Origin of the sequence: Azospirillum agricola (assembly GCF_020005195.1) — a bacterium.
GTDB classification, from domain to species: Bacteria; Pseudomonadota; Alphaproteobacteria; order Azospirillales; family Azospirillaceae; genus Azospirillum; species Azospirillum agricola.
In genome coordinates this window covers 784,561-803,004 of sequence record NZ_JAIFZR010000004.1, presented here as the reverse complement: position 1 = coordinate 803,004, position 18,444 = coordinate 784,561, and the positions used below count along the sequence as shown (strand labels likewise).

General features: G+C 72.3%; 15 protein-coding genes and 1 riboswitch. All 15 genes read right to left on the bottom strand.

Going from position 1 to position 18,444, the window contains the following annotated elements; genetic code table 11:
* Window positions 1–37 precede the first annotated feature (37 nt).
* The 15 genes from JN22_RS12460 to JN22_RS12390 all read right to left on the bottom strand — a co-directional run bounded on the left by JN22_RS12460 (window position 38) and on the right by JN22_RS12390 (window position 18,381).
* Window positions 38–454 carry a nuclear transport factor 2 family protein gene (locus tag JN22_RS12460; protein WP_085554214.1) on the bottom strand — a complete coding sequence of 139 codons (417 nt, stop codon included), beginning with the start codon at window positions 452–454 and terminating at the stop codon, window positions 38–40.
* Between the two features lie 150 nt (window positions 455–604).
* Window positions 605–1,636 carry a DUF6925 family protein gene (locus JN22_RS12455; protein WP_211099644.1) on the bottom strand — a complete coding sequence of 344 codons (1,032 nt, stop codon included), beginning with the start codon at window positions 1,634–1,636 and terminating at the stop codon, window positions 605–607.
* A complete protein-coding gene (locus JN22_RS12450; protein WP_085554213.1) occupies window positions 1,633–2,436 on the bottom strand; it encodes an ABC transporter ATP-binding protein in 804 nt (267 codons plus the stop codon). The genes JN22_RS12455 and JN22_RS12450 overlap by 4 nt, the downstream gene beginning before the upstream one ends.
* Window positions 2,436–3,470 (bottom strand): FecCD family ABC transporter permease, encoded by a 1,035-nt coding sequence (locus JN22_RS12445; protein ID WP_143268318.1) that lies wholly within the window; start codon window positions 3,468–3,470, stop codon window positions 2,436–2,438. Before JN22_RS12445 ends, JN22_RS12450 begins: the two co-directional genes overlap by 1 nt.
* Before the next feature lie 5 nt (window positions 3,471–3,475).
* Entirely contained in the window at window positions 3,476–4,411 is a 936-nt protein-coding gene (locus tag JN22_RS12440; RefSeq protein ID WP_223677693.1) for an ABC transporter substrate-binding protein, read from the bottom strand.
* The gene (locus JN22_RS12435; RefSeq protein ID WP_085554211.1) at window positions 4,408–6,333 is read right to left on the bottom strand and encodes a TonB-dependent receptor plug domain-containing protein; all 1,926 of its coding nucleotides are present in this window, start codon (window positions 6,331–6,333) and stop codon (window positions 4,408–4,410) included. The genes JN22_RS12440 and JN22_RS12435 overlap by 4 nt, the downstream gene beginning before the upstream one ends.
* 116 nt (window positions 6,334–6,449) lie before the next feature.
* Window positions 6,450–6,674, bottom strand: a riboswitch (cobalamin riboswitch).
* Between the two features lie 70 nt (window positions 6,675–6,744).
* Window positions 6,745–9,021: a methyl-accepting chemotaxis protein gene (locus JN22_RS12430; RefSeq protein ID WP_085554210.1), complete on the bottom strand. Its 2,277-nt coding sequence runs from the start codon at window positions 9,019–9,021 to the stop codon at window positions 6,745–6,747.
* A gap of 307 nt (window positions 9,022–9,328) precedes the next feature.
* A complete protein-coding gene (locus JN22_RS12425; protein ID WP_085554209.1) occupies window positions 9,329–10,375 on the bottom strand; it encodes an ABC transporter ATP-binding protein in 1,047 nt (348 codons plus the stop codon).
* Entirely contained in the window at window positions 10,375–11,376 is a 1,002-nt protein-coding gene (locus tag JN22_RS12420; RefSeq protein WP_085554208.1) for an ABC transporter ATP-binding protein, read from the bottom strand. Before JN22_RS12420 ends, JN22_RS12425 begins: the two co-directional genes overlap by 1 nt.
* 23 nt (window positions 11,377–11,399) lie before the next feature.
* Window positions 11,400–12,458: a D-TA family PLP-dependent enzyme gene (locus tag JN22_RS12415; RefSeq protein ID WP_085554207.1), complete on the bottom strand. Its 1,059-nt coding sequence runs from the start codon at window positions 12,456–12,458 to the stop codon at window positions 11,400–11,402.
* 185 nt (window positions 12,459–12,643) lie between these two features.
* Window positions 12,644–13,027 (bottom strand): RidA family protein, encoded by a 384-nt coding sequence (locus JN22_RS12410; protein WP_085554206.1) that lies wholly within the window; start codon window positions 13,025–13,027, stop codon window positions 12,644–12,646.
* A 38-nt stretch (window positions 13,028–13,065) separates the two neighbouring features.
* A complete protein-coding gene (locus JN22_RS12405; protein ID WP_223677692.1) occupies window positions 13,066–14,688 on the bottom strand; it encodes an N-acyl-D-amino-acid deacylase family protein in 1,623 nt (540 codons plus the stop codon).
* On the bottom strand, window positions 14,688–15,590 hold the full coding sequence (locus JN22_RS12400) for an ABC transporter permease (RefSeq protein WP_085554205.1): 903 nt from the start codon (window positions 15,588–15,590) through the stop codon (window positions 14,688–14,690). The genes JN22_RS12405 and JN22_RS12400 overlap by 1 nt, the downstream gene beginning before the upstream one ends.
* Before the next feature lie 13 nt (window positions 15,591–15,603).
* Window positions 15,604–16,545, bottom strand: coding sequence for an ABC transporter permease (locus JN22_RS12395; RefSeq protein ID WP_085554204.1), 942 nt, complete (start codon window positions 16,543–16,545; stop codon window positions 15,604–15,606).
* Between the two features lie 279 nt (window positions 16,546–16,824).
* On the bottom strand, window positions 16,825–18,381 hold the full coding sequence (locus tag JN22_RS12390; RefSeq protein ID WP_085554203.1) for an ABC transporter substrate-binding protein: 1,557 nt from the start codon (window positions 18,379–18,381) through the stop codon (window positions 16,825–16,827).
* Window positions 18,382–18,444 lie beyond the last annotated feature (63 nt).

The following is an 18,444-nucleotide window of genomic DNA, read 5'->3' as shown; positions in this document are numbered from 1 at the left end:
GCGGAACGAACGCCGCGCCGGCCTTTTGGCGTCCGGCCTACGGGCCGCAGGGAGGGCAGGCGGCTTCCAGCAGGGCCTCGTCCTCGCAGCGTTCCTCGAAGCGCCGGATGAGCCCGTCGCGCAGGACCCAGCGATGCTCGGTGGTGACCTCCACCGGCTTTCCGGTGGCGTTGTTGACGGCTTCGACCCGGTTGCGGGCGACGATCCGGCCGTCCTCCTCGCCGATGGTCCGCATGTCGTGCCGGGTGATGGTCCAGTCCCGCGCCAGCCCCTCGAAATAGCGGCGCACCCCGCCCGGCCCGTGGAAGATGCCGGAGAAGGAGGCCAGGGCCGGAGAGCGGTGCCCGGACACCCATTCGACGTCGGGTGCCAGCCGCTCGAACAGCGGGGCGATGTCGCCGACGCTGTAGCGCCGGTAGAGGTCCCGGAGCAGGTCGATGTCGGTCTGTGCCATCCTCGTGCCTCGCTGCGACGGTGAAGCCCCATCCTACGGCCGGGTGGCCGCTCTTGCGTAGGCAATTTTTCCGGGAAAAAGGAAAAGCCGAGCCTTCGTTTTCCGGCCCGCCCGCCTCCGGTTTCCCGCCTCCGGTCCGCGCCGGGCGCGTCAGTGATCGGACGGGGCCGCGTCCGGGCCGGGCTCGGGCCGGTCGAAGCGGGCGCTCCACTCGGCCAGCCGGGGAGCGGAGGCGCCCATGGCCGCAACCTGCCGCAGGGTGGCGCGCACCGTCATGCGCTGGAAGCGGTCGAGCTCCGACTCGGCGGCGGGTGGCTCGCCGCGGTCCAGCCGGCCGCGGATGTCGCGCTTGAACGCCGTCAGGGACGGATCGCCCCAGTGCTCCAGCAGGGTCTGGAAGGCGGCGTGGCGGGCCGCGTCGAAGGGGATCGGCCGGCCCGTCGGATCCTTCAGCGGGTGCGGCGGGAAGAGATGCAGGCAGGGCGTCCAGCCCTCGGGAATCGGCGCGGTCGCCGCGTGGGTGCGGCGGGCCGCCAGCAGCCGGGGCAGGACGTGGGTGTGCGGCCCTTCCGGACTGCGGCCGTCGGGGGGCGGGATCGGCTGGCTCACCTCGATCCGGCCGAAGCGGCAGACGAAGATCCGCTCGGGGCTGAGCGCCGGCCACGCGTCGCGCAGCGGGCTGTCCGGGTCGAACATCGGCAGGCCGGCTCCGGCGCGGATCCGCTCGATCACACGGGGATCGGCGGAGCGCACGCAGGCGTCGGTCTGCGGCAGGTCGAGCCCGAGGTCGAACAGGATCGCCTCGCGGTCCTTCGGGTCGATGGCGTCGCTGTCCGGCCCCAGCTCGGTCACCACGCGGCGGCCGGCCATGGCGCAGGCGCCGGCGGGCAGGCAGAGGGCGACCGACTGGCTCCAGCCGGTGCCGGCGGCGGTTTCGAAGGCGAAGGGGCGCAGGGCGGGATCGAGCCGGATCCGCAGGCCGCCGCGCGCCGTGCGCGCCTCCAGCACCATGGCGCCGCCGGCGTCGCGCTCGCCGAGCCGCACCGTTTCGCCGGGGTCGCGCATGAACTCGGCGACGGCGCCGAAGGAGCCGAGGCTCCAGGCGGTGTCCGGGTCGCCGACGGCATGGCGCAGCAGGGCGGCCAGTCCGGACGGGCCGGGATGGGGAAGGGCGTCGGTCATGATGGGGGCGTGTCCTTCGGGGATGCGGAGGAAAGGGCGGTCCAGGGCAGCAGGAAGGGCTGGCCGTCGACCGCGCCGCGATGCACGGCGATGCCGTAGGAGTCGCGCAGGCGCTCGTCGGTGAGGACGGCGGCGGGCGGGCCGTCGGCGCGGACGGCGCCGTCGGCCAGCAGGATCAGCCGGTCGCAGAAGCGGGCGGCCAGCGCCAGGTCGTGGAGCACCGCGACCACCCCGGTGCCGGCCCGCGCGGCGTCGCGCAGCAGGGCCATCGTCTCCAGCTGGTGGCGCGGGTCGAGGGCGGCGACCGGCTCGTCGGCCAGCAGCAGGGACGCCTCGGTGGCGAGCGTGCGCGCCAGCAGCACCCGCAGACGCTCGCCGCCCGACAGGGTGCCGACGATCCGGTGGCGCAGGGACAGCGTGCCGGTGGTCGTCAGCGCGCGCTCCACCGCCGTCCGGTCGGCGGTGGTGACGCCCCCCAGGGCGCCCCGGTGGGGCAGGCGGCCGAGCATCACCAGCGCCTCGGCGCGCAGCGGCCAATGCACCGGCCCGTCCTGCGCCAGATAGGCGATGCGGCGGGCCAGCGCGCGGCGGCCGATCCGGGCGGCGCTCTCGCCGTCGAAGGTCACGCTCCCGGCGGCCGGCGGGGCGAGGCCGGCGAGGATGCGCAGCAGCGTCGTCTTGCCCGCTCCGTTCGGGCCGATCAGCCCGGTGAAGCGGCCGGCCTCGATGCCGAGCGTCACCCCGGACAGGATGCCGCGTCCGCCGGCGGCCGCCGCGACGGCGGTGGCGTCGATGCGCATCACGCCTCCTCGCGGCGCAGCCGCCAGATCAGGGCGATCAGGAAGGGCGCGCCGATCAGCGCGGTGACGACACCCAGCTTCAGCTCCGGCCGGGTCGGCAGCAGGCGCACGGCGATGTCGGCGGCCAGCGTCAGCGAGGCCCCCGCCAGCCCGCTGACCAGCAGCAGCCGGCCCGGCCGCGCGCCGACCAGCGGGCGCAGCAGGTGCGGCGCCACCAGCCCGACGAAGCCGACGGCGCCCGTCACCGACACGGCGCTGCCGACCGCCAGCGCCGCCCCGGCGATCAGCCGCATCCGCAGCGCCGCGAGGTCGAAGCCGAGGCTGCGCGCGGTGTCCTCCCCCAGCGTCAGGGCGTCGAGCGCGCGGGCGGCCGACAGGGTCAGCGCCCAGCCGGCCAGCATCGGCGGCAGCACCAGCCGGAGCTGGTCGGTGCCGCGGTCGGCCAGCGAGCCCATCAGCCAGAAGACGATCTCCAGCGCCGCGTAGGGGTTGGGGGCGAGGTTGAGCGCCAGCGCGGTCAGCGACCCGGCGAGGCTGTTGATGGCGATGCCGCCGATGACCAGGGTCGTGGTCCCGGCGCCGCGCGCCGCCATGATGTTCAGCAGCAGCGCCGCCGCCGCCGCGCCGGCCATGCCGCCGAGCGGCAGCGCCAGCGCCAGGGTCGCCGACAGCCCGCTGTAGAAGACGATCACGGCGCCCAGGGCGGCGGCGCTCGACACCCCGACGAGGCCCGGCTCGGCCAGCGGGTTGCGCAGCCAGCCCTGCATCGCCGCCCCGGTCAGGCCGAGGCTGAAGCCGACCAGCAGCCCGAGCGCCGCGCGCGGCAGCCGCAGCTCGGCCAGCACCAGGGCCGGCAGGGTGGCGCGGCCGTCCAGAAGGTCGCCGAACGCGGCGCCGAGGTCGAAGGGGACATAGCCGATGACGACGGAGGCCAGCCCCAGCGCCGCCGCCAGCAGCGCCAGCCCGGCGACCAGGGCCGGGTAGGGGACGCGCTCGTCCAGGGGAAGGGGGGCGGGGTGGAGGCTTTCGCTCATTGTGCTCATGGCGCGGGTTCCCGGGCGGCGGCCAGCAGTTCGGCGGCGTCGGCGATCTGCGGTCCGGCGCAGGTCCACAGCCGCGAGGGCAGGGCGACCGTGCGGACGCGCGTCGCCAGCGCCTCGACCGCCGGGTGATGCAGCATCGCGTGGGCCAGCGAGGGCGGCGCGTCGGGGGCGGCGTCGACGATCAGCCGCTCGGCGCCGCCGAGGATGATGGCCTCCAGCGGCAGGGCGCCCTGGCTGCCCAGCGGCAGGCGGTCGGCGAGGTTGTCGAGCCCGACGCGGGTCATCAGCGCGTCGACCAGCGAGCCGGAGCCGGCGACGAAGCCGTTCGGCCGCAGCACCACCGCCGTCGGGCGCCGCTCCGGCGCCGCTGTTGCCATGCGCCGCTCCGGCGCCGCTGTTTCCGTGCGCCGTTCCGGCGGCGCCGTTGTTGTGCGCCGCTCCGGCGCCGTGGCGGCCAGCGCGTCGAGGCGGGCGGTCATGCCGGCGACCAGCTCCTCGCCGCGCTCCGGCTCGCCGACCGCCTGGGCCACCATGCGGATCTGCCCGGCCACCCCCTCGACCGTCTGCGGGACGTCCAATTCCAGCAATGGAATGTCGAGCCGCCTCAGCAGCCCGACCGCCGTGCGCGTGGTGTATCGGCCGGCGAGCACCAGATCGGGGCGCAGCGGCACGACCTCCTCCGCCAGCCCACGGTTGACCGGGACGGCGGCGGCCAGCGCCGCCACGGTGGAGCCGCGCGGGTCGCGCGCCAGCCATGTCACCGAGGCGACGCGCTCCGGCCCGACCAGCCGCAGCAGCAGCTCGTCGGCGCAGAGGTTCAGCGAGACGATGCGCTGCGGCTTGCCCCGCGGCGCGTCGCCGCCGGCCAGCGCCGGCCCGCCCGCGAGGGGCAGGACGGCGGCGGCCAGCCCGAGAAGAAGCGGCAGCCTCACAGCGACAGCCGCAGCCCGACATAGCCGGCGCGGCCGGGGGCGCCGTAGGTCCAGACCTCCTCGTAATGGCGGTTGAACAGGTTCTCGACACGGCCGAAGAGGTCGACCTGTTCGGTCAGCCTGTAGGAGCCCGCCAGATTGACCAGCGTGTAGGGCGCCAGATGGACGACCTGCCGGTTGTAGGCGGCGTCGTAGGCCCAGTCGCTGGCCCGCCCGTTGTGGACGATGCCGAGGTTCGCGCTGGCGCGGTCGTCGAGGAAGCGGTAGTTGACGTTCAGGCTGGCGAGCTGCCTGGGCCGGCGCACCAGCTCGGTCCCCGTGGAATCCTCGCCGTCGGTCAGGGTGTAGGAGCCGCGCAGCACCAGCTTGTCGACCGGCTCGACCGACAGCCCCAGCTCGACGCCGCGCACCCGCGATTCGCCGGGCATGTTGACCGAGGTCCGTCCGGTTCCGGTGATCAGGTCGCGGATGCGCTGGTTGAAGTAGGTGGCATCCAGCGACGCCCGCCTGCCCCAAAGCGGCTGGTCGAAGCCGGCGTCCCAACCGCGCGCCTTCTCCGGCTTCAGGTCCGGGTTGCCGGCGTAGGTGGCGGTGTAGCCGTACAGCTCGAACAGGGTCGGGTTCTTCACCCCGGTGCCGTAGGAGGCGCGCAGCTTGGTGCCGGTGGCGTCGATCAGGTACGCGGCGGTCGTGCGCCAGGTGGTGGCGTCGCGGAACAGGTCGTTGTCGTCGTGGCGGACGCTGCCGGTCAGGGTCAGCCGCTCGAACAGGCCGAGCTTGTACTGGCCGACCAGCCCGGTGGAGCCGATCGAGCGGTCGAAGTTGGAAAAGCTGCTCTTGCTGATCGCCTTCTCGTCCTCATGCTCGACGGCGGCGGTCAGCACATGCTCGGCCGGACCGCCGGTCAGCGTCAGGTTGGTCTGGTAGTCGAGCTTGGTCTTGCGGCCCTCGTAGGAGCTGGTGACGGTCTTGGCGGCGTTGCGGTAGTCGCGCTGCTGGTTGCCGTGGGAGACGCCGGCGATGTGTTCCCAGCGCCCGTCGAAGAAGGCGACCTTGCCCTGGAGCCGGCCGAAATACTGCTCGCCGCTGGTGTCGGTGCCGCTGTCCACGGCGCCGCGTCCGCCGACGAAATCGTCGGTGTCGGCGCGGAAGCGGGTGTAGCGGCCGACCACGCCGATCTCGCTGTTGCCGGTCGGACGCAGGGCGACGTTGCCGGCCAGCGTGCCGTTGCGGTAGCCGTCCTTCTCGGGATTGCCGCGCCGCCTGTCGGCGACCGAGACGCCGTCGCTGAGCACCCCCTGGCCGCTGAGGGCCGCGTCGTAGCGCTCGTTCCCGGCGGCGACCGAGGCGCGTCCGGCCAGCGTGCCGAAGGAGCCGCCCTCCACCGCCGCCTTGGCCGAGAGCGGCCCCTGTCCGCGCTTGGTGACGATGTTGATGACGCCGCCGACCGCGTCGGAACCGTAGAGCGCGCTCTGCGGCCCGCGCAGCACCTCGACCCGCTCGACGTCGCCGGCCAGCAGGTTGGCGAAGTCGTATTCGGAGCCGGAGGACGGGTCGTTCATCTCGATCCCGTCGACGATGACCAGGGTTTGGTTGCCTTCCGATCCACGGATGCGGACCTGGGTCAGCGTGCCGACCGGGCCGGTGCGGTTGACGGCGACGCCCGGCACCTCGCGGAGCACGTCGGACAGGAGACGGGTCTGGCGCTGTTCCAGCTCCTCGCCGGTGAGGACGGTCAGGGCGCTGCCGGTCTCGGCGGCCGGGGTGGGGACGCGGTTGGCCGTCACCGACAGCGCCGGCAGGGCCACACTGGTGCTTTGGGTGGCGGTGCCTTGCGCCAAAGCGGAAAGGGGAAGGAAAGCGCCGCCGAACAGGATGGCGAGCGGCAGCGTCCGGGTGGGACGCGGAACGAAGGCGGGCATGGGGACCTCGGGCGGGACGCCGGTGGCACGTCACCGCGAACAGAGTCCCATCGAATCCCCGCGCAGACGGAGGCCCGACTGACGACCTCCGGTGCACCCCGCCCGAACGCGTTCGCGTGTGACCACGACTGACGGCAGGTCTCCTGGCTCGCGGGTTCTCGTCGTTCCGTCGCCTTCCCAGGATTCGCGATCCCAGTGGCGTGATGACGGACGACTCGCCGCTCACAGTTGCGGGGGCAGCCTCGGCATGAAAGCGGTCGCGGCGCCTCGCGGCGCAGACCGGACTCCCGACCGTGTTCCCTTTTCAGCCCTTGCGGGCAACCGTCGGGGAGGGACCGTAGGGGGTGGTCGCGAACGGGTCAACCCTTTTGAGGGGGGGCGGCTTCCGCGCGCGCCCCCCTCCGGCCGGTTTCAGGCGGCGACACTGCCCTGCGGCAAGCGGTCGAGCAGGGCGGTGATGCGGGCGCGGGTCGCCGCGTCCAGGCGGAACTGGAACCGGGTCCGCCCGTCCACCGCTCCCGCGATGCGGGCGTTCACCGTCGCCCCGCCGTCGATGGACAGCTCGACGGCGGTGCCGTCCGGGATGGCGAGCACCTGCTCGATCGCCGCGCCGCCGAGCGACAGGTCGTGGGTGCGGCATCGGATCTCCTGTCCGGCCACGCTTATGCGGATCGGCAGCTCCACGACGTAGCGGATGAAGGCGCGCCGCTCCCCGGCGTGCGACACCGCCGACAGGAAGTTCTCCACCTCGCCGCGCAGCGTCTCGGCCTGCCGCGACAGGTCGCTGGCCGCCGCCAGCACCTGCTCGGCCGCCGCCCCGGTCACCGTCGCCGTCTCGCTGACGTTGCCGATGTTGGACGACACCTCGCGGGTGCCGGTGAAGGCCTGGGTGACGTTGACCGCGATGTCCTGGGTCGCCGCCCCCTGCTGGCCGACGGCGTCGGCCATGGCGCCGGCGGCGGTGTTGACCTCCGAGATGATGCGGGCGATGCCGGTGACGATGGCGGCGGCCTCGCGCGAGGCCTCCTGCACCGAGGCGACCTGGGTGCTGACCTGCTCGGTGGCCTTGGCCGTCTGGCTGGCGAGGTTCTTCACCTCCGAGGCGACCACCGCGAAGCCCTTGCCGGCCTCCCCGGCGCGGGCCGCCTCGATGGTCGCGTTCAAGGCCAGAAGGTTGGTCTGGCTGGCGATGTCGTTGATCAGGCTGACCACCGCGCCGATCCGCTCGCCGGCCTCAGACAGGCTGCCGACGATGGCGCTCGCCCGGTTGGCCTCCTCCACCGCCTGCCGCGCGGTGGTCGAGGACAGGTCGATGTGGCGGGAGATCTCGGCGCCGGTGGCGGCCAGCTCCTCGGCGGCGGCGGCCACGGTCTGCACGTTGGCGGCGGCCTGCTCGGCGGCCGACGCCACCGCGGTGGAGCGCTCGCTGGTTTCCGCCGCCGCGCCGCTCATCGACTGGGCGGTGGCGTGCAGCTCGGTCGAGGCCGTGGCGAGCGAGCGCAGCATGCCGCTGACGCTGCGGTTGAAGTCCTGGGTCAGCTGGTCCATGGCGGTCTGGCGGCGCTCCTTGGCGGCCGTCTCGGCCTGCTGTTGGGCCTCCAGCTTCTGGCGCTCCAGCGCGTGTTCCTTGAAGACGCCGACGGCTCCCGCCATGGCGCCGATCTCGTCGCGGCGGTCGAGGCCGGGGATGGCGGTCTGGAGATGCCCGTCGGCAAGCCCGCGCATCGCCGTCGTGATCGCCTGGAGCGGGCTGGTGATGCTGCGGCCGACCAGCACGGCGACGACGGCGCTGACCAGCACGGCGCCCACCACCGTGACGGCGAGCCAGATGAGGGCTTGCAGCACGATCTCGGCGGCCAGCGGCGCCAGCGCGTCCTGCTGGGCCTTGGTGGTGCGGGCGAGGTCGCCGACGAGGGCGGCGATCTCCGGGCCGATGGCGCCCAGCACGTCGACGACGATCCTGTTGCGGTCGGCGACCGCCTTGTCGAGCGCCGCGACGGCGGCGAGCAGGGCCTTGGCGTCGGCGGCCAGCGCCGGGGCCGCCGTATCGGCCAGGGCGGGGAGGGTGGCGAACTCCTGGGCGGGGGCGCCGTGCGGCTTCTTCTCCAATTCGACCAGGAAGAGGGCGGCGACGCCGCGCAGCCGCTCGATCTCGGTGACGAGGCGGACGGCGTCCAGCACGCGGGCGTGGTTGCCTTCGGCCTCGGCCTTGGCGGCGGCCGCCCGCGCCTCGCGGGTCAGGCGGTCGGCCAGGGTCTTGGCCTCGGCGTAGGCGGCGTTGCCGGCGTCCTGGAAGGTGACCGAGCGGTCGAATTCGGCGCCGTAGAGCGCCACGCGGTCGCGCAGCGTCGCCAGTTTGCCGCGCATCTCGTCGCTGTCGGCGCCGCGGGCGGCCTCCTCGACCATGGCGACGGCGCGGGCGGTCGAGGCGTCGGCCTCCTTCACGAAATTGGCGCCGCTCTTGCGCAGGTAGTCCTTCACGAAGTTCCGCGTGGTGATGACCTCGGCCTCGACCCGCGCGATGGTGGCGTTCAGCCCGGCGCGGTCGCGGTAGGCGGCGAAGACGCCCTCGACGGAGCGTGCGCTGGTGATGCTGAGGACGCTGACCAGGATCAGCACCGCGATGACGGCGGCGTAGCCGATCCACAAGCGGGGGCCGATCTTCAAATTGCGCACGAAGGTCGTCATGGGCGTGTTCCTGGGACGAGCGGACGGTGATCGGACGGGCGCGTCCCCCATTGGACGTTCGTATGACCGATCGGATGGGGTCTGGATAGCAGACCCGCTCAACCCGAGAACGGTAAAATATGCTTCATATTATAGCCAAATTGACGCAGATCGTCCGCAGCCGCGCGTTGCGGAACATTCTGTCCCGCGCTGCGCAACATCGGTGAATTCCGGCCGCTGAATTCCGGTCGGTGAATGCTGTCGCTCGCGCCTTGGCGCGGCCTTCTCCACCCCGCCCCTCCCTCGCCCGGCGGGGCGGGGTGAAGGGTCACGCCGCCAGCGCCGGGATGTCGTCGCGGATGCAGGAGACCTGATGCCCCGGCGCCACCTCGCGCAGTTTGCGGGCGGCGGGCTCGGCGCAGGCGGGCAGGGCGAAGGGGCAGCGGGTGCGGAAGACGCAGCCGGACGGCGGGTTCAGCGGGCTCGGCACATCGCCTTCCAGAAGGATGCGCTGGCGCGGGGCGTCGGGGTCCGGCGTTGGCGCCGCCGACAGCAGCGCCAGCGTGTAGGGGTGGCGCGGGCGTTCGTAGAGCGCGTCGCTCGGCGCCAGCTCCATCATGCGGCCGAGATACATCACCGCCACGCGGTCGCTGATGTAGCGGACCACCGCGAGGTCGTGGGCGATGAACAGCACCGCCAGCCCCAGCTCGCGCTGGAGGTCGCGCAGCAGGTTGACGACCTGGGCCTGCACCGAGACGTCGAGCGCCGAGACCGGCTCGTCGGCGACGATGAAGTCGGGCTCGACCGCCAGCGCGCGGGCGATGCCGATGCGCTGGCGCTGGCCGCCGGAGAACTCGTGCGGGAAGCGGTCCATCGCGTCGGCGGTCAGCCCGACCTTCTCCAGCAGCGCGGCGATGCGGTCGCGGCGGTCGGCCGCCGTGCCGATGCCGTGGATGACCAGCGCCTCGCCGATCACGTCGCGCACCCGCTGGCGCGGGTCGAGGCTGGCGTAGGGATCCTGGAAGACGATCTGCATGCGGCGGCGCTGCGCCCGCATCTCGCCTTTTGACAGGCCGGTGATCTCCTGCCCGTCGAAGCGGATCGAGCCGGCGCTCGGCTCCAGCAGGCGCAGGATGCTGCGGCCGGCGGTGGTCTTGCCCGATCCGGACTCGCCGACCAGCCCGACCACCTCGCCGCGGTGGATGTCGAGCGACAGGTCGTCCACGGCGTTGACCCAGCCCTTCGGCCGGCGCAGCAGCCCGCCCAGGATGGGGAAGCGTTTCTGGAGACCGCGGATGCGGAGAAGCGGCTCGCCGGTGCGGGCGGCGGAACGGGCGGCGGCTTGCGTGTCGGCGCGCGTGTCGGCGGCGGTCATCAGATTTCCCTCCAGCGGCGGCAGCGCACGGCGTGGCCGGGGGCCACCTCCTCCAGCGCGGGTTCGGCGGTGGTGCAGGCCGGCTGCGCGTGGGCGCAGCGCGGCGCGAAGGTGCAGCCGGGGGGGCGCGCCACCGGGCTCGGCACGTTGCCGGGGATGGCCTCCAGCCGGGCGGCCTCGCCGCGCCCCTGGCCGAGATGCGGCATGCAGGCGAGCAGGCCGCGCGTGTAGGGGTGCCTGGGGGTCTTGAAGAGCGAGCGGACGTCGCCCTCCTCGACCACCCGGCCGGAATACATCACGGCGACCCGGTGGGCGAGTTCGGCGACCACCCCCAGATTGTGGGTAACGAACAGGATCGCCGTCCCGGTCTCGGCCTGGAGCCGGCGCATCAGGTCGAGGATCTGCGCCTGGATGGTGACGTCGAGCGCGGTGGTCGGTTCGTCAGCGATCAGCAGGGTCGGCCGGCAGGCCAGCGCCATGGCGATCATCACCCGCTGGCGCATGCCGCCCGACATCTGGTGCGGGTACTCGTCGATCCGGCGTTCGGCGGCGGGGATGCCGACGGTCTTCAGCATGGCCAGCGCCTCGGCCCTCGCCGCCTTGCGGTCGAGCCCCTGGTGCAGGCGCAGCGCCTCGCCGATCTGGTCGCCCACCGTGTAGACCGGGTTCAGCGAGGTCATCGGCTCCTGGAAGATCATGCCGATCTCGTTGCCGCGGATCGAGCGCATGGTCCTTTCCGGCGCGTGAGCGAGATCGACGACCGAGCCGTCGCGGCGGCGGAACAGGATCTCGCCGCCGGCGATGCGGCCGGGCGGCGACTGGATCAGCCGCATCGCCGACAGGCTGGTGACCGACTTGCCGCTGCCGGATTCGCCGACCACGGCCAGCGTCTCGTTGCGGCGGACCTTGAAGGAGACGCCGTCCACCGCCTTCGCCACACCCCGGTCGGTCGCGAAATGGGTGGACAGGCTGCGGATGTCGAGCGTGGTGTCGGCGTCCATGGCGGGCGTCCTTTGTGGATGGATCAGCGGGTGCAGCCGCGCGCGGCGACCGGCCAGTCGCCGACCAGTTCGCCGCCGCGCGCCACCGCCATGCGGTCGTGCAGGTTGCTGACGACGCAGACATGGTTGGGCAGGATGCGGACCCGCTCGCCGATGGTGGGCTTCACGGCGCAGCGCGACAGGTCGACGACGGCGTGCTCCTCGTTCAGGCGCACGATCACTGCGTCGGGATAGTCGAGGATCAGCCCGTAGCCCTCGCCGGCCGAGGGCGGCACGCGGTCGCTCGACAGGGTCTTGGAGCCGCTGTCCAGCACGGCGCGGTCTTCGGTCGGGCGGCTGACCACGGTGGCGCGGACATGCACGGCGCACTCGTTGAGCGTCGCCACCCCGGCGGCGACGGTGGCGCGGTCGTGGTAGATGTAGGTACCGACGCGCAGCTCGGTCACGCCGGGCAGTTCGTGGGTGTCCCAGCAGCCGGGCGTGCCGCCGACCGACACCGTTTCGATCGGGATGGCGGCCTCGCCGAACAGGGTTCGGGCGGCGCTGACGAAGGGCACCGTCCGGGGGCCGCGCGGGTAGGTCATCAGGCCGCGGAAGGCCAGCGGGCCGTTGCCATGGGCGCGGCGGGCGAGCGCCAGCGCCTCGTCCGGGGTCTGCACGCCGCAGCGGCCGTCGCCGCTGTCGAACTCGACCAGGATGCCGATCTCGACGCCGGCCTCGTGCGCGGCGGCGGCCACGGTGTCGAGCGCCACCGCGTTGTCGAGCGAGACGGTCAGCCGGGTCTTGCGCGCCAGCTCGGCCAGCGGCGCGACCTTGGAGGCGCCGACGATGGGGTAGGTGATCAGGATGTCGGCGCAGCCGGCCTCGGCCATGACCAGTGCTTCGGAAATCTTCTGGCAGGTGATGCCGACGGCGCCCAGCTCGATCTGGCGGCGGGCGAACTGCGGCAGCTTGTGCGTCTTGATGTGGGGGCGCAGCGCCAGCCCGTGCCGGTCGCAGTAGGCCTGCATCTTGGCGAGGTTGTGCTCCACCCGGTCGAGGTCGATGACGGGAACGGGGGTGTCGAGATCGTCGACGCGCATGGAACGGCTCCGTGGGCTGGAAAGGTCTCCTCCCGCCGGAACGGGAGGGGGTGAGGCTTGCGCAACCAGAGCCCTTCTCCCCTTGCGGGAGAAGGGTTGGGATGAGGGGTATTCGCCGCAGGCGAAGACGATGTTTGCGCCCCCTCACCCCAACCCCTCTCCCACGAGGGGAGAGGGGCTTCGACTCAGGCGCCCGGCAGGACGGCGACGCAGTCGATCTCGACCTGGATGTTGTTGAGCTGGCAGCCGACCGTGGTGCGGGCCGGCGGCGCGTCCGGGAAGAATTCGGTGTAGAGCGCGTTGTATTCCTGGAAGCGGGCGAGGTCGGACAGGTAGCTGTTGACCTTCACCACATGGGCCAGATCGGTGCCGGCGGCCTTCAGGATGATCTCCAGGTTGCGCAGGGTCTGGCGCACCTCGCCGGCGAAGTCGGCGGGCAGCTCGCCGGTTTCCGGGTGGTGCGGGCCCTGGCCCGAGACGTAGACGAAGCCGTTGGCGACGATGGCGTGGCTGTACTGGCCGGCGGGCTTGGCGCCCTTCTCGGCGAAGATCGTCTTGCGGTTGGTCATGGTTCTTCTTCCTTGAGGCTGATGAGTCGACGGATGCTTCAGGCGCGGGTGAGCGTTTTGCCGGGCCGTGCGCCGGTGTGTCCGCCGTCGCGCAGCACGAAGGCTCCGGCGACGAGGACGTCGGTGATGCCGTGCGGCGGCTGCGTCGGGTCCTGGAAGGTCGCGCGGTCGCACACGTCGGCGGTGAACAGGGTGAGGTCGGCGGCAAGGCCGGGGCGGATCAGGCCACGGTCGCCGAGCCCGAAGCGCTGGGCCGGGACGGCGGTCATGTGGCGCACCGCCTCCTCCAGCCGCAACGCTCCCTCGCCACGGATGGCGCGGGCGAGGTAGCGGGGGAAGCTGCCGAAGGCGCGCGGGTGCGGCTTGCCGGTCTCGCGCGGCAGACCGTCGGAGCCCAGCATGTGCAGCGGGTGGGTCAACGCCGTTTCGAGGTCGCGCTCGTCGAGCTGGAACATGACGATGTTGGTGCGCCCCCGGTCGGCGGCGATCAGCCGGGCCAGAGTCGCGAAGGGAGTCTCGCCCCGCGCCTCGGCGATCTCGGTCAGCGACAGCCCCTCGACGGCGCGCAGGGACTCGTCGCCGACGCCACCGACGCGGACGTTTTCCCAGCCGATCAGGCGGATCTTGGATTCCCAGCCGGCGTCGTCGGGGGAGGCGCCGTCCTCCACCGCGCGGCGCAGGGCGTCGTAGCCCTGCTTGTCGGCCAGCCGCGCCAGCAGCGCCTCGACCCCGCCCGACAGCGCCGAGGGCGGCAGCAGTTGCAGGATGGTGCTCGACCCGGCCGGATAGGGGTACATGTCGAAGCTGACGTCGACGCCGCCGCGCCGGGCGGTCTCCAGCCGGTCGACGGCGCGCGGCAGGCTGCCCCAATAGGGCCGCCCCGCCGCCTGCAGGTGGGAGAGCAGGCCGCTCGCCCCGCCCGACGTCAGCAGGTCGAGGAACTCGTCGACCGAGGCGATCAGCCCGCCCTCGTAGGAGCGCACATGGGCGGCCAGCAGGGCGCCGTGCTCCGCCACCACCTCGGCCAGCCGGACCAGCTCGGCGCGGTCGGCCCAGGCGCTCGGCGGGTAGACGAGGCCGAGGGACAGCCCGTGCGCGCCCTGGCGGAGCTGGTCGGCGAGCAGTACGGCCATCGCCTCGCGCTCCTCGGCCGTGGCCGGGCGGTTCTGCCAGCCCATGACGGCCAGCCGCAGCGCCGCGTGGCCGACCAGCGAGACGAGGTTGATGGCGGTGCCGCGCCCGTCCAGCGCCGCGCGGTAGGCGGCGAAGTCGGCGAAACTCTCCTCCGCGCCGACCGGGCCGAGCAGGCTGCCGAAATGCTCGCGCAGGGGAAGCGCGCTGTCCGGCCGCTGCGGGTAGAGCCCGAAGGAGCAGTTGCCGACCACCACGGTGGTGACGCCCTGCGCCACCTTCTCCGGCCGGCCGGGCTGGCGCAGCTGGATCAGGTCGTCGTGGCAGTGGGCGTCGATGAAGCCGGGGGCGAGGTAGCGGTCCTCCGCCTCCAGCACGTCGGCGTCGCCGGGCACCAGCCCGGTGCCGATCTGGGCGATGCGGCCGTCCTCGACGCGGACGTCGCCGCGGAACCAGGGGGCGCCGGTGCCGTCGAGGATGCGGGCGCCACGGATCAGCACGCGGGGATTCACGGGGTTCGTGTCGCTCATCACGTCACCTTCTGGAGCCGGGGGTCGAGCGCGTCGCGCAGCCCGTCGCCGACGATCTGCAAGGCCAGCACCGTCACCACGATGGCGAGGCCGGGGAACAGCACCAGCCAGTCGGCCTGCTGGAAATACTGCTGGGCGCCGGCGATCATGTTGCCCCAGGTGGGTGTGGTCGGCGGCACGCCGACGCCCAGGAAGGACAGCGCCGCCTCGGTCAGGATGGCGTAGGCGAAGATGAAGGTGGCCTGGACGACCAGCGGCGACATCAGGTTGGGCAGGATGTGCAGGAAGACGATGCGCGGGGTCGAGGCGCCGAGCGCGGTCGCCGCCTCGACATAGGGCATCTCGCGCACCACCAGGGCGGCGGCGCGGACCACGCGGGCGACGCGCGGGGTGTAGACGATGCCGAGCGCCAGAACGACGTTGAACAGCGACGGGCCGAGCGCCGCCATGAAGGCGATGGCGAGCAGGATGTCGGGGAAGGCCATCAGCGCGTCGGTCAGCCGCATCAGCACGCCGTCCAGCGGGCGGACGTAGCCGGCGAGCAGCCCGATCAGCGTGCCGAACACCGCCGCCACCACGACCACCAGCAGCCCGACCAGCAGCGAGAGCTGGGCGCCCTGCATGATGCGGGACATCACGTCGCGGCCGAACTCGTCGGTCCCGAACCAGTGGGCGGCCGACGGCGGCTTCATCCGGCTGAGGATGTCCATCTTCATCGGGTCGTAGGGCATGATCCAGGCGGCCGAGGCGGCGACCGCCAGGATGGCGGCGAGCAGCACCAGGGCGACGACGACCAGCGGCCGGCGCAGCAGCTGGCGCAGGATCAGCGCGGCCGGGGAGCGGCCGGGCGCCTTGGGCGCGGACGGCGCCGGGCTGGCGGAGGCGGCGGGAAGGCTTGCCATGGCTGCCCCTTTCTCAATAACGGACCCTGGGGTCGACCACGGCGTAGAGCAGGTCGACCGACAGGTTGATGAGCACGTAGATGGCCGAGACCACCAGCAGGGCGCCCTGGATCACCGGATAGTCGCGGCGCAGCACGGCCGAGACGATCAGGTTGCCGACGCCGGGCAGGCCGAAGACGGTCTCGGTCACGATGGCGCCGGCGATCATGACGGCGGCGGTCAGGCCGATGACGGTGAGGATCGGGATCATCGCGTTGCGCAGCGCGTGCTTCAGCACGACGACCATCGGCGACAGCCCCTTGGCCCGCGCGGTGCGCACGTAGTCGTCGCCGAGCACGTCCAGCATGCTGGTCCGGGTGAAGCGCAGGATCAGCGCCGAATTGGGGATGCCGAGCGCGATGGCGGGCAGCACCAGATGGTGCAGCCGCTCGGCAAAGCTGGCGTCGGGCGGGCCGTAGCCGGCGACCGGGAACCAGGGAAGATCGACCGCCAGATACTTGATCAGCGTCAGGCCGATCCAGAAGCTCGGCACGCTGGCCGCCAGCATGGCGAGCCCGATGGAGGCCTGGTCGATCCAGCGCCCGCGCATCGCCGCCGACAGGATGCCGACCGGCACGCCGATGACCACGGCGATGCCGACCGACATCAGCGTCAGCATGGCGGTCAGCTCCGACCGCTCGGCCAGCGCCTGGGCAACCGGCCGGTTGAGGAAGATCGACTCCCCCAGATCGAGGCGGGCGATCTGCTGGAGGTAGATCAGGAACTGGCCGAGCAGCGGCTGGTCGAGCCCGAGCCGGCCGCGCAGGGCGGCGATGTCCTCCGGCGTGGCGGAGGATCCGAGCATGACCGCGGCCGGATCGCCCGGCACGACGCGGGCGATCACGAAGACCACCGCCGCGACGATCAGCATGACCACCATCATTCCGGCAAGCCGGCGCACGATGTAGACGAACATGGGTGTGATCCCGGCCCGTGTTGTTGCTCCCGCTCCCGTCACGGGAGAGGGCATGGAACCGACGGCCGCAGGCCGGACGAGCGCCGAAGGCGATCGTAGGTGGAATGCGGTCGCGAGACTTGCGAGCGACCTCGGGGCCCATGCGTCAGCATGGGAAGGGTGAGGGGCTATCGGGCGTGGTACGGACTCCATGTTCCGATAGCCCCTCACCCTCCCCACGGCCTCGCGGCCGTGGGTCCCCTCCCTCTCCCGGGACGGGAGAGGGCTTTTCTCAAAGCGTCAGTTCGACAGCTCGGCGTTCCAGAAGAACGGCCAGGGCGACGGCGTGTAGTTCTTCAGCTTGTCGCTGGCGGCGGCCAGATTGTAGAAGTCGCCGACCTTGATGCTCGGCACCTCGCTGTAGAAGAGCTTCTGCAACTCCACCCACTTGCCCTTGCGGGCGGCGGCGTCGGGCTCGCGGTTGAAGGCGGCGAGCGCCTCGCGCTTCTCGGGCGTGTCCCACCAGCCGGGGTAGCTGGGGTTCAGCACGGTGATCAGCGACGGCTCCGGCACGAAGGTGTGGTAGGTGAAGAAGGCGTCCCACGCCTTCTCGTCGCCGCGCTTCTGCAACAGCGTCGCCCAGTCCAGCACCTGGAGATCCACCGTGTAGCCGGCCGCCTGCAACTGCGCCTGGGCGACCAGGCTCATCTTGTACAGGAAGTCGTACTGGGTGGAGGTCATGATGCGGATCGGCTCGCCCTTGTAGCCGGCGCTCTTGCGCAGCTCCGCCGCCTTCTTCGGGTTGTTCTCCGTGTAGGGCTTGGCGCTGGCGGCGTCAAAGAAGGGCGTGCCGGGGCTGTAGATCGAGCCCTCGGTCGCGAAGAAGGCCGGGTCGCCGAAGCCGGCCAGCATCATGTCGCCCGGCGTCAGGGCGGCCAGCACCGACTGGCGCAGCGTCTGGTTGGCCAGCACGCCGGTCTTGCTGTTCATGATCATCAGCGGGAAGCCGAAGGGCTTCACGATCACCGGCTTGACGCTCGGCGAGTTCTTGAAGCGGCCGAGCATCTCGGCCGGCAGGCTGTCGGCGAACTGGTACTGGCCGGCCAGCATGCCGGCGACGCGGGTCGCGGCGTTGGGGACCGGCACGAAGCGGACCTCGCCGATCTTGGGCGCGCGCGTCCCGCCATAGCCGCTCGCCGGACCCTGCGGGGAGGCGTAGTTGTCGAAGCGGACCAGGCGGATGTGCTGGTCGGGCTTGTGCTCCAGCAGCTTGTAGGGGCCGGTGCCGATGAACTGCTTCAGCGGCGCGGCGCCGTCGATCTGGCCCTTCGGCACGATGGCGGCGGCGCCGTTGCTCATCGCCAGCAGCGCCAGCAGCGGCGTGAAGGATTCCTTCAGCGTGACGGTGACGGTCGAGGCGTCGGTGGCTTTGATGCTCTCGATCATCGGCGCGGTGGTCTTGCCGCGCGGCGACAGCTTGGTCCAGCGCTCCAGCGAGGCGACCACGTCCTCGGCGGTCATCGGGCTGCCGTCGTGGAAGGTGACGCCGCCGCGCAGCGGGAAGGCGTAGACCTTGCCGTCGGCCGAGACCGTCGGCTGGGCCGAGGCCAGCAGCGGCACGATCTTCCACTCGGCGTCGAAGGTGTAGAGCGTCTCGAAGACGTGCTGCGTGATGATGCTGACGAGGTCGGAGGTGACGCCGACCGGATCCAGCGTCGGCGGCTCGCCGATCGTCGCGACGGTGACGACGGACTGCGGCTGCTGCGCCAGGGCCGACCCGACGGTCGTGGTCAGCGCGCTGCCGATCAGGGCGGTGCCCAGCAGGGCGGTGTAGAGGCTGCGGGTGAACGGTTTCATGACGACTCCCCTCCGCGAATGGCCGGTCTCGTGCCGGTGCTGCGTGTCGTCCGGATTGCTCCC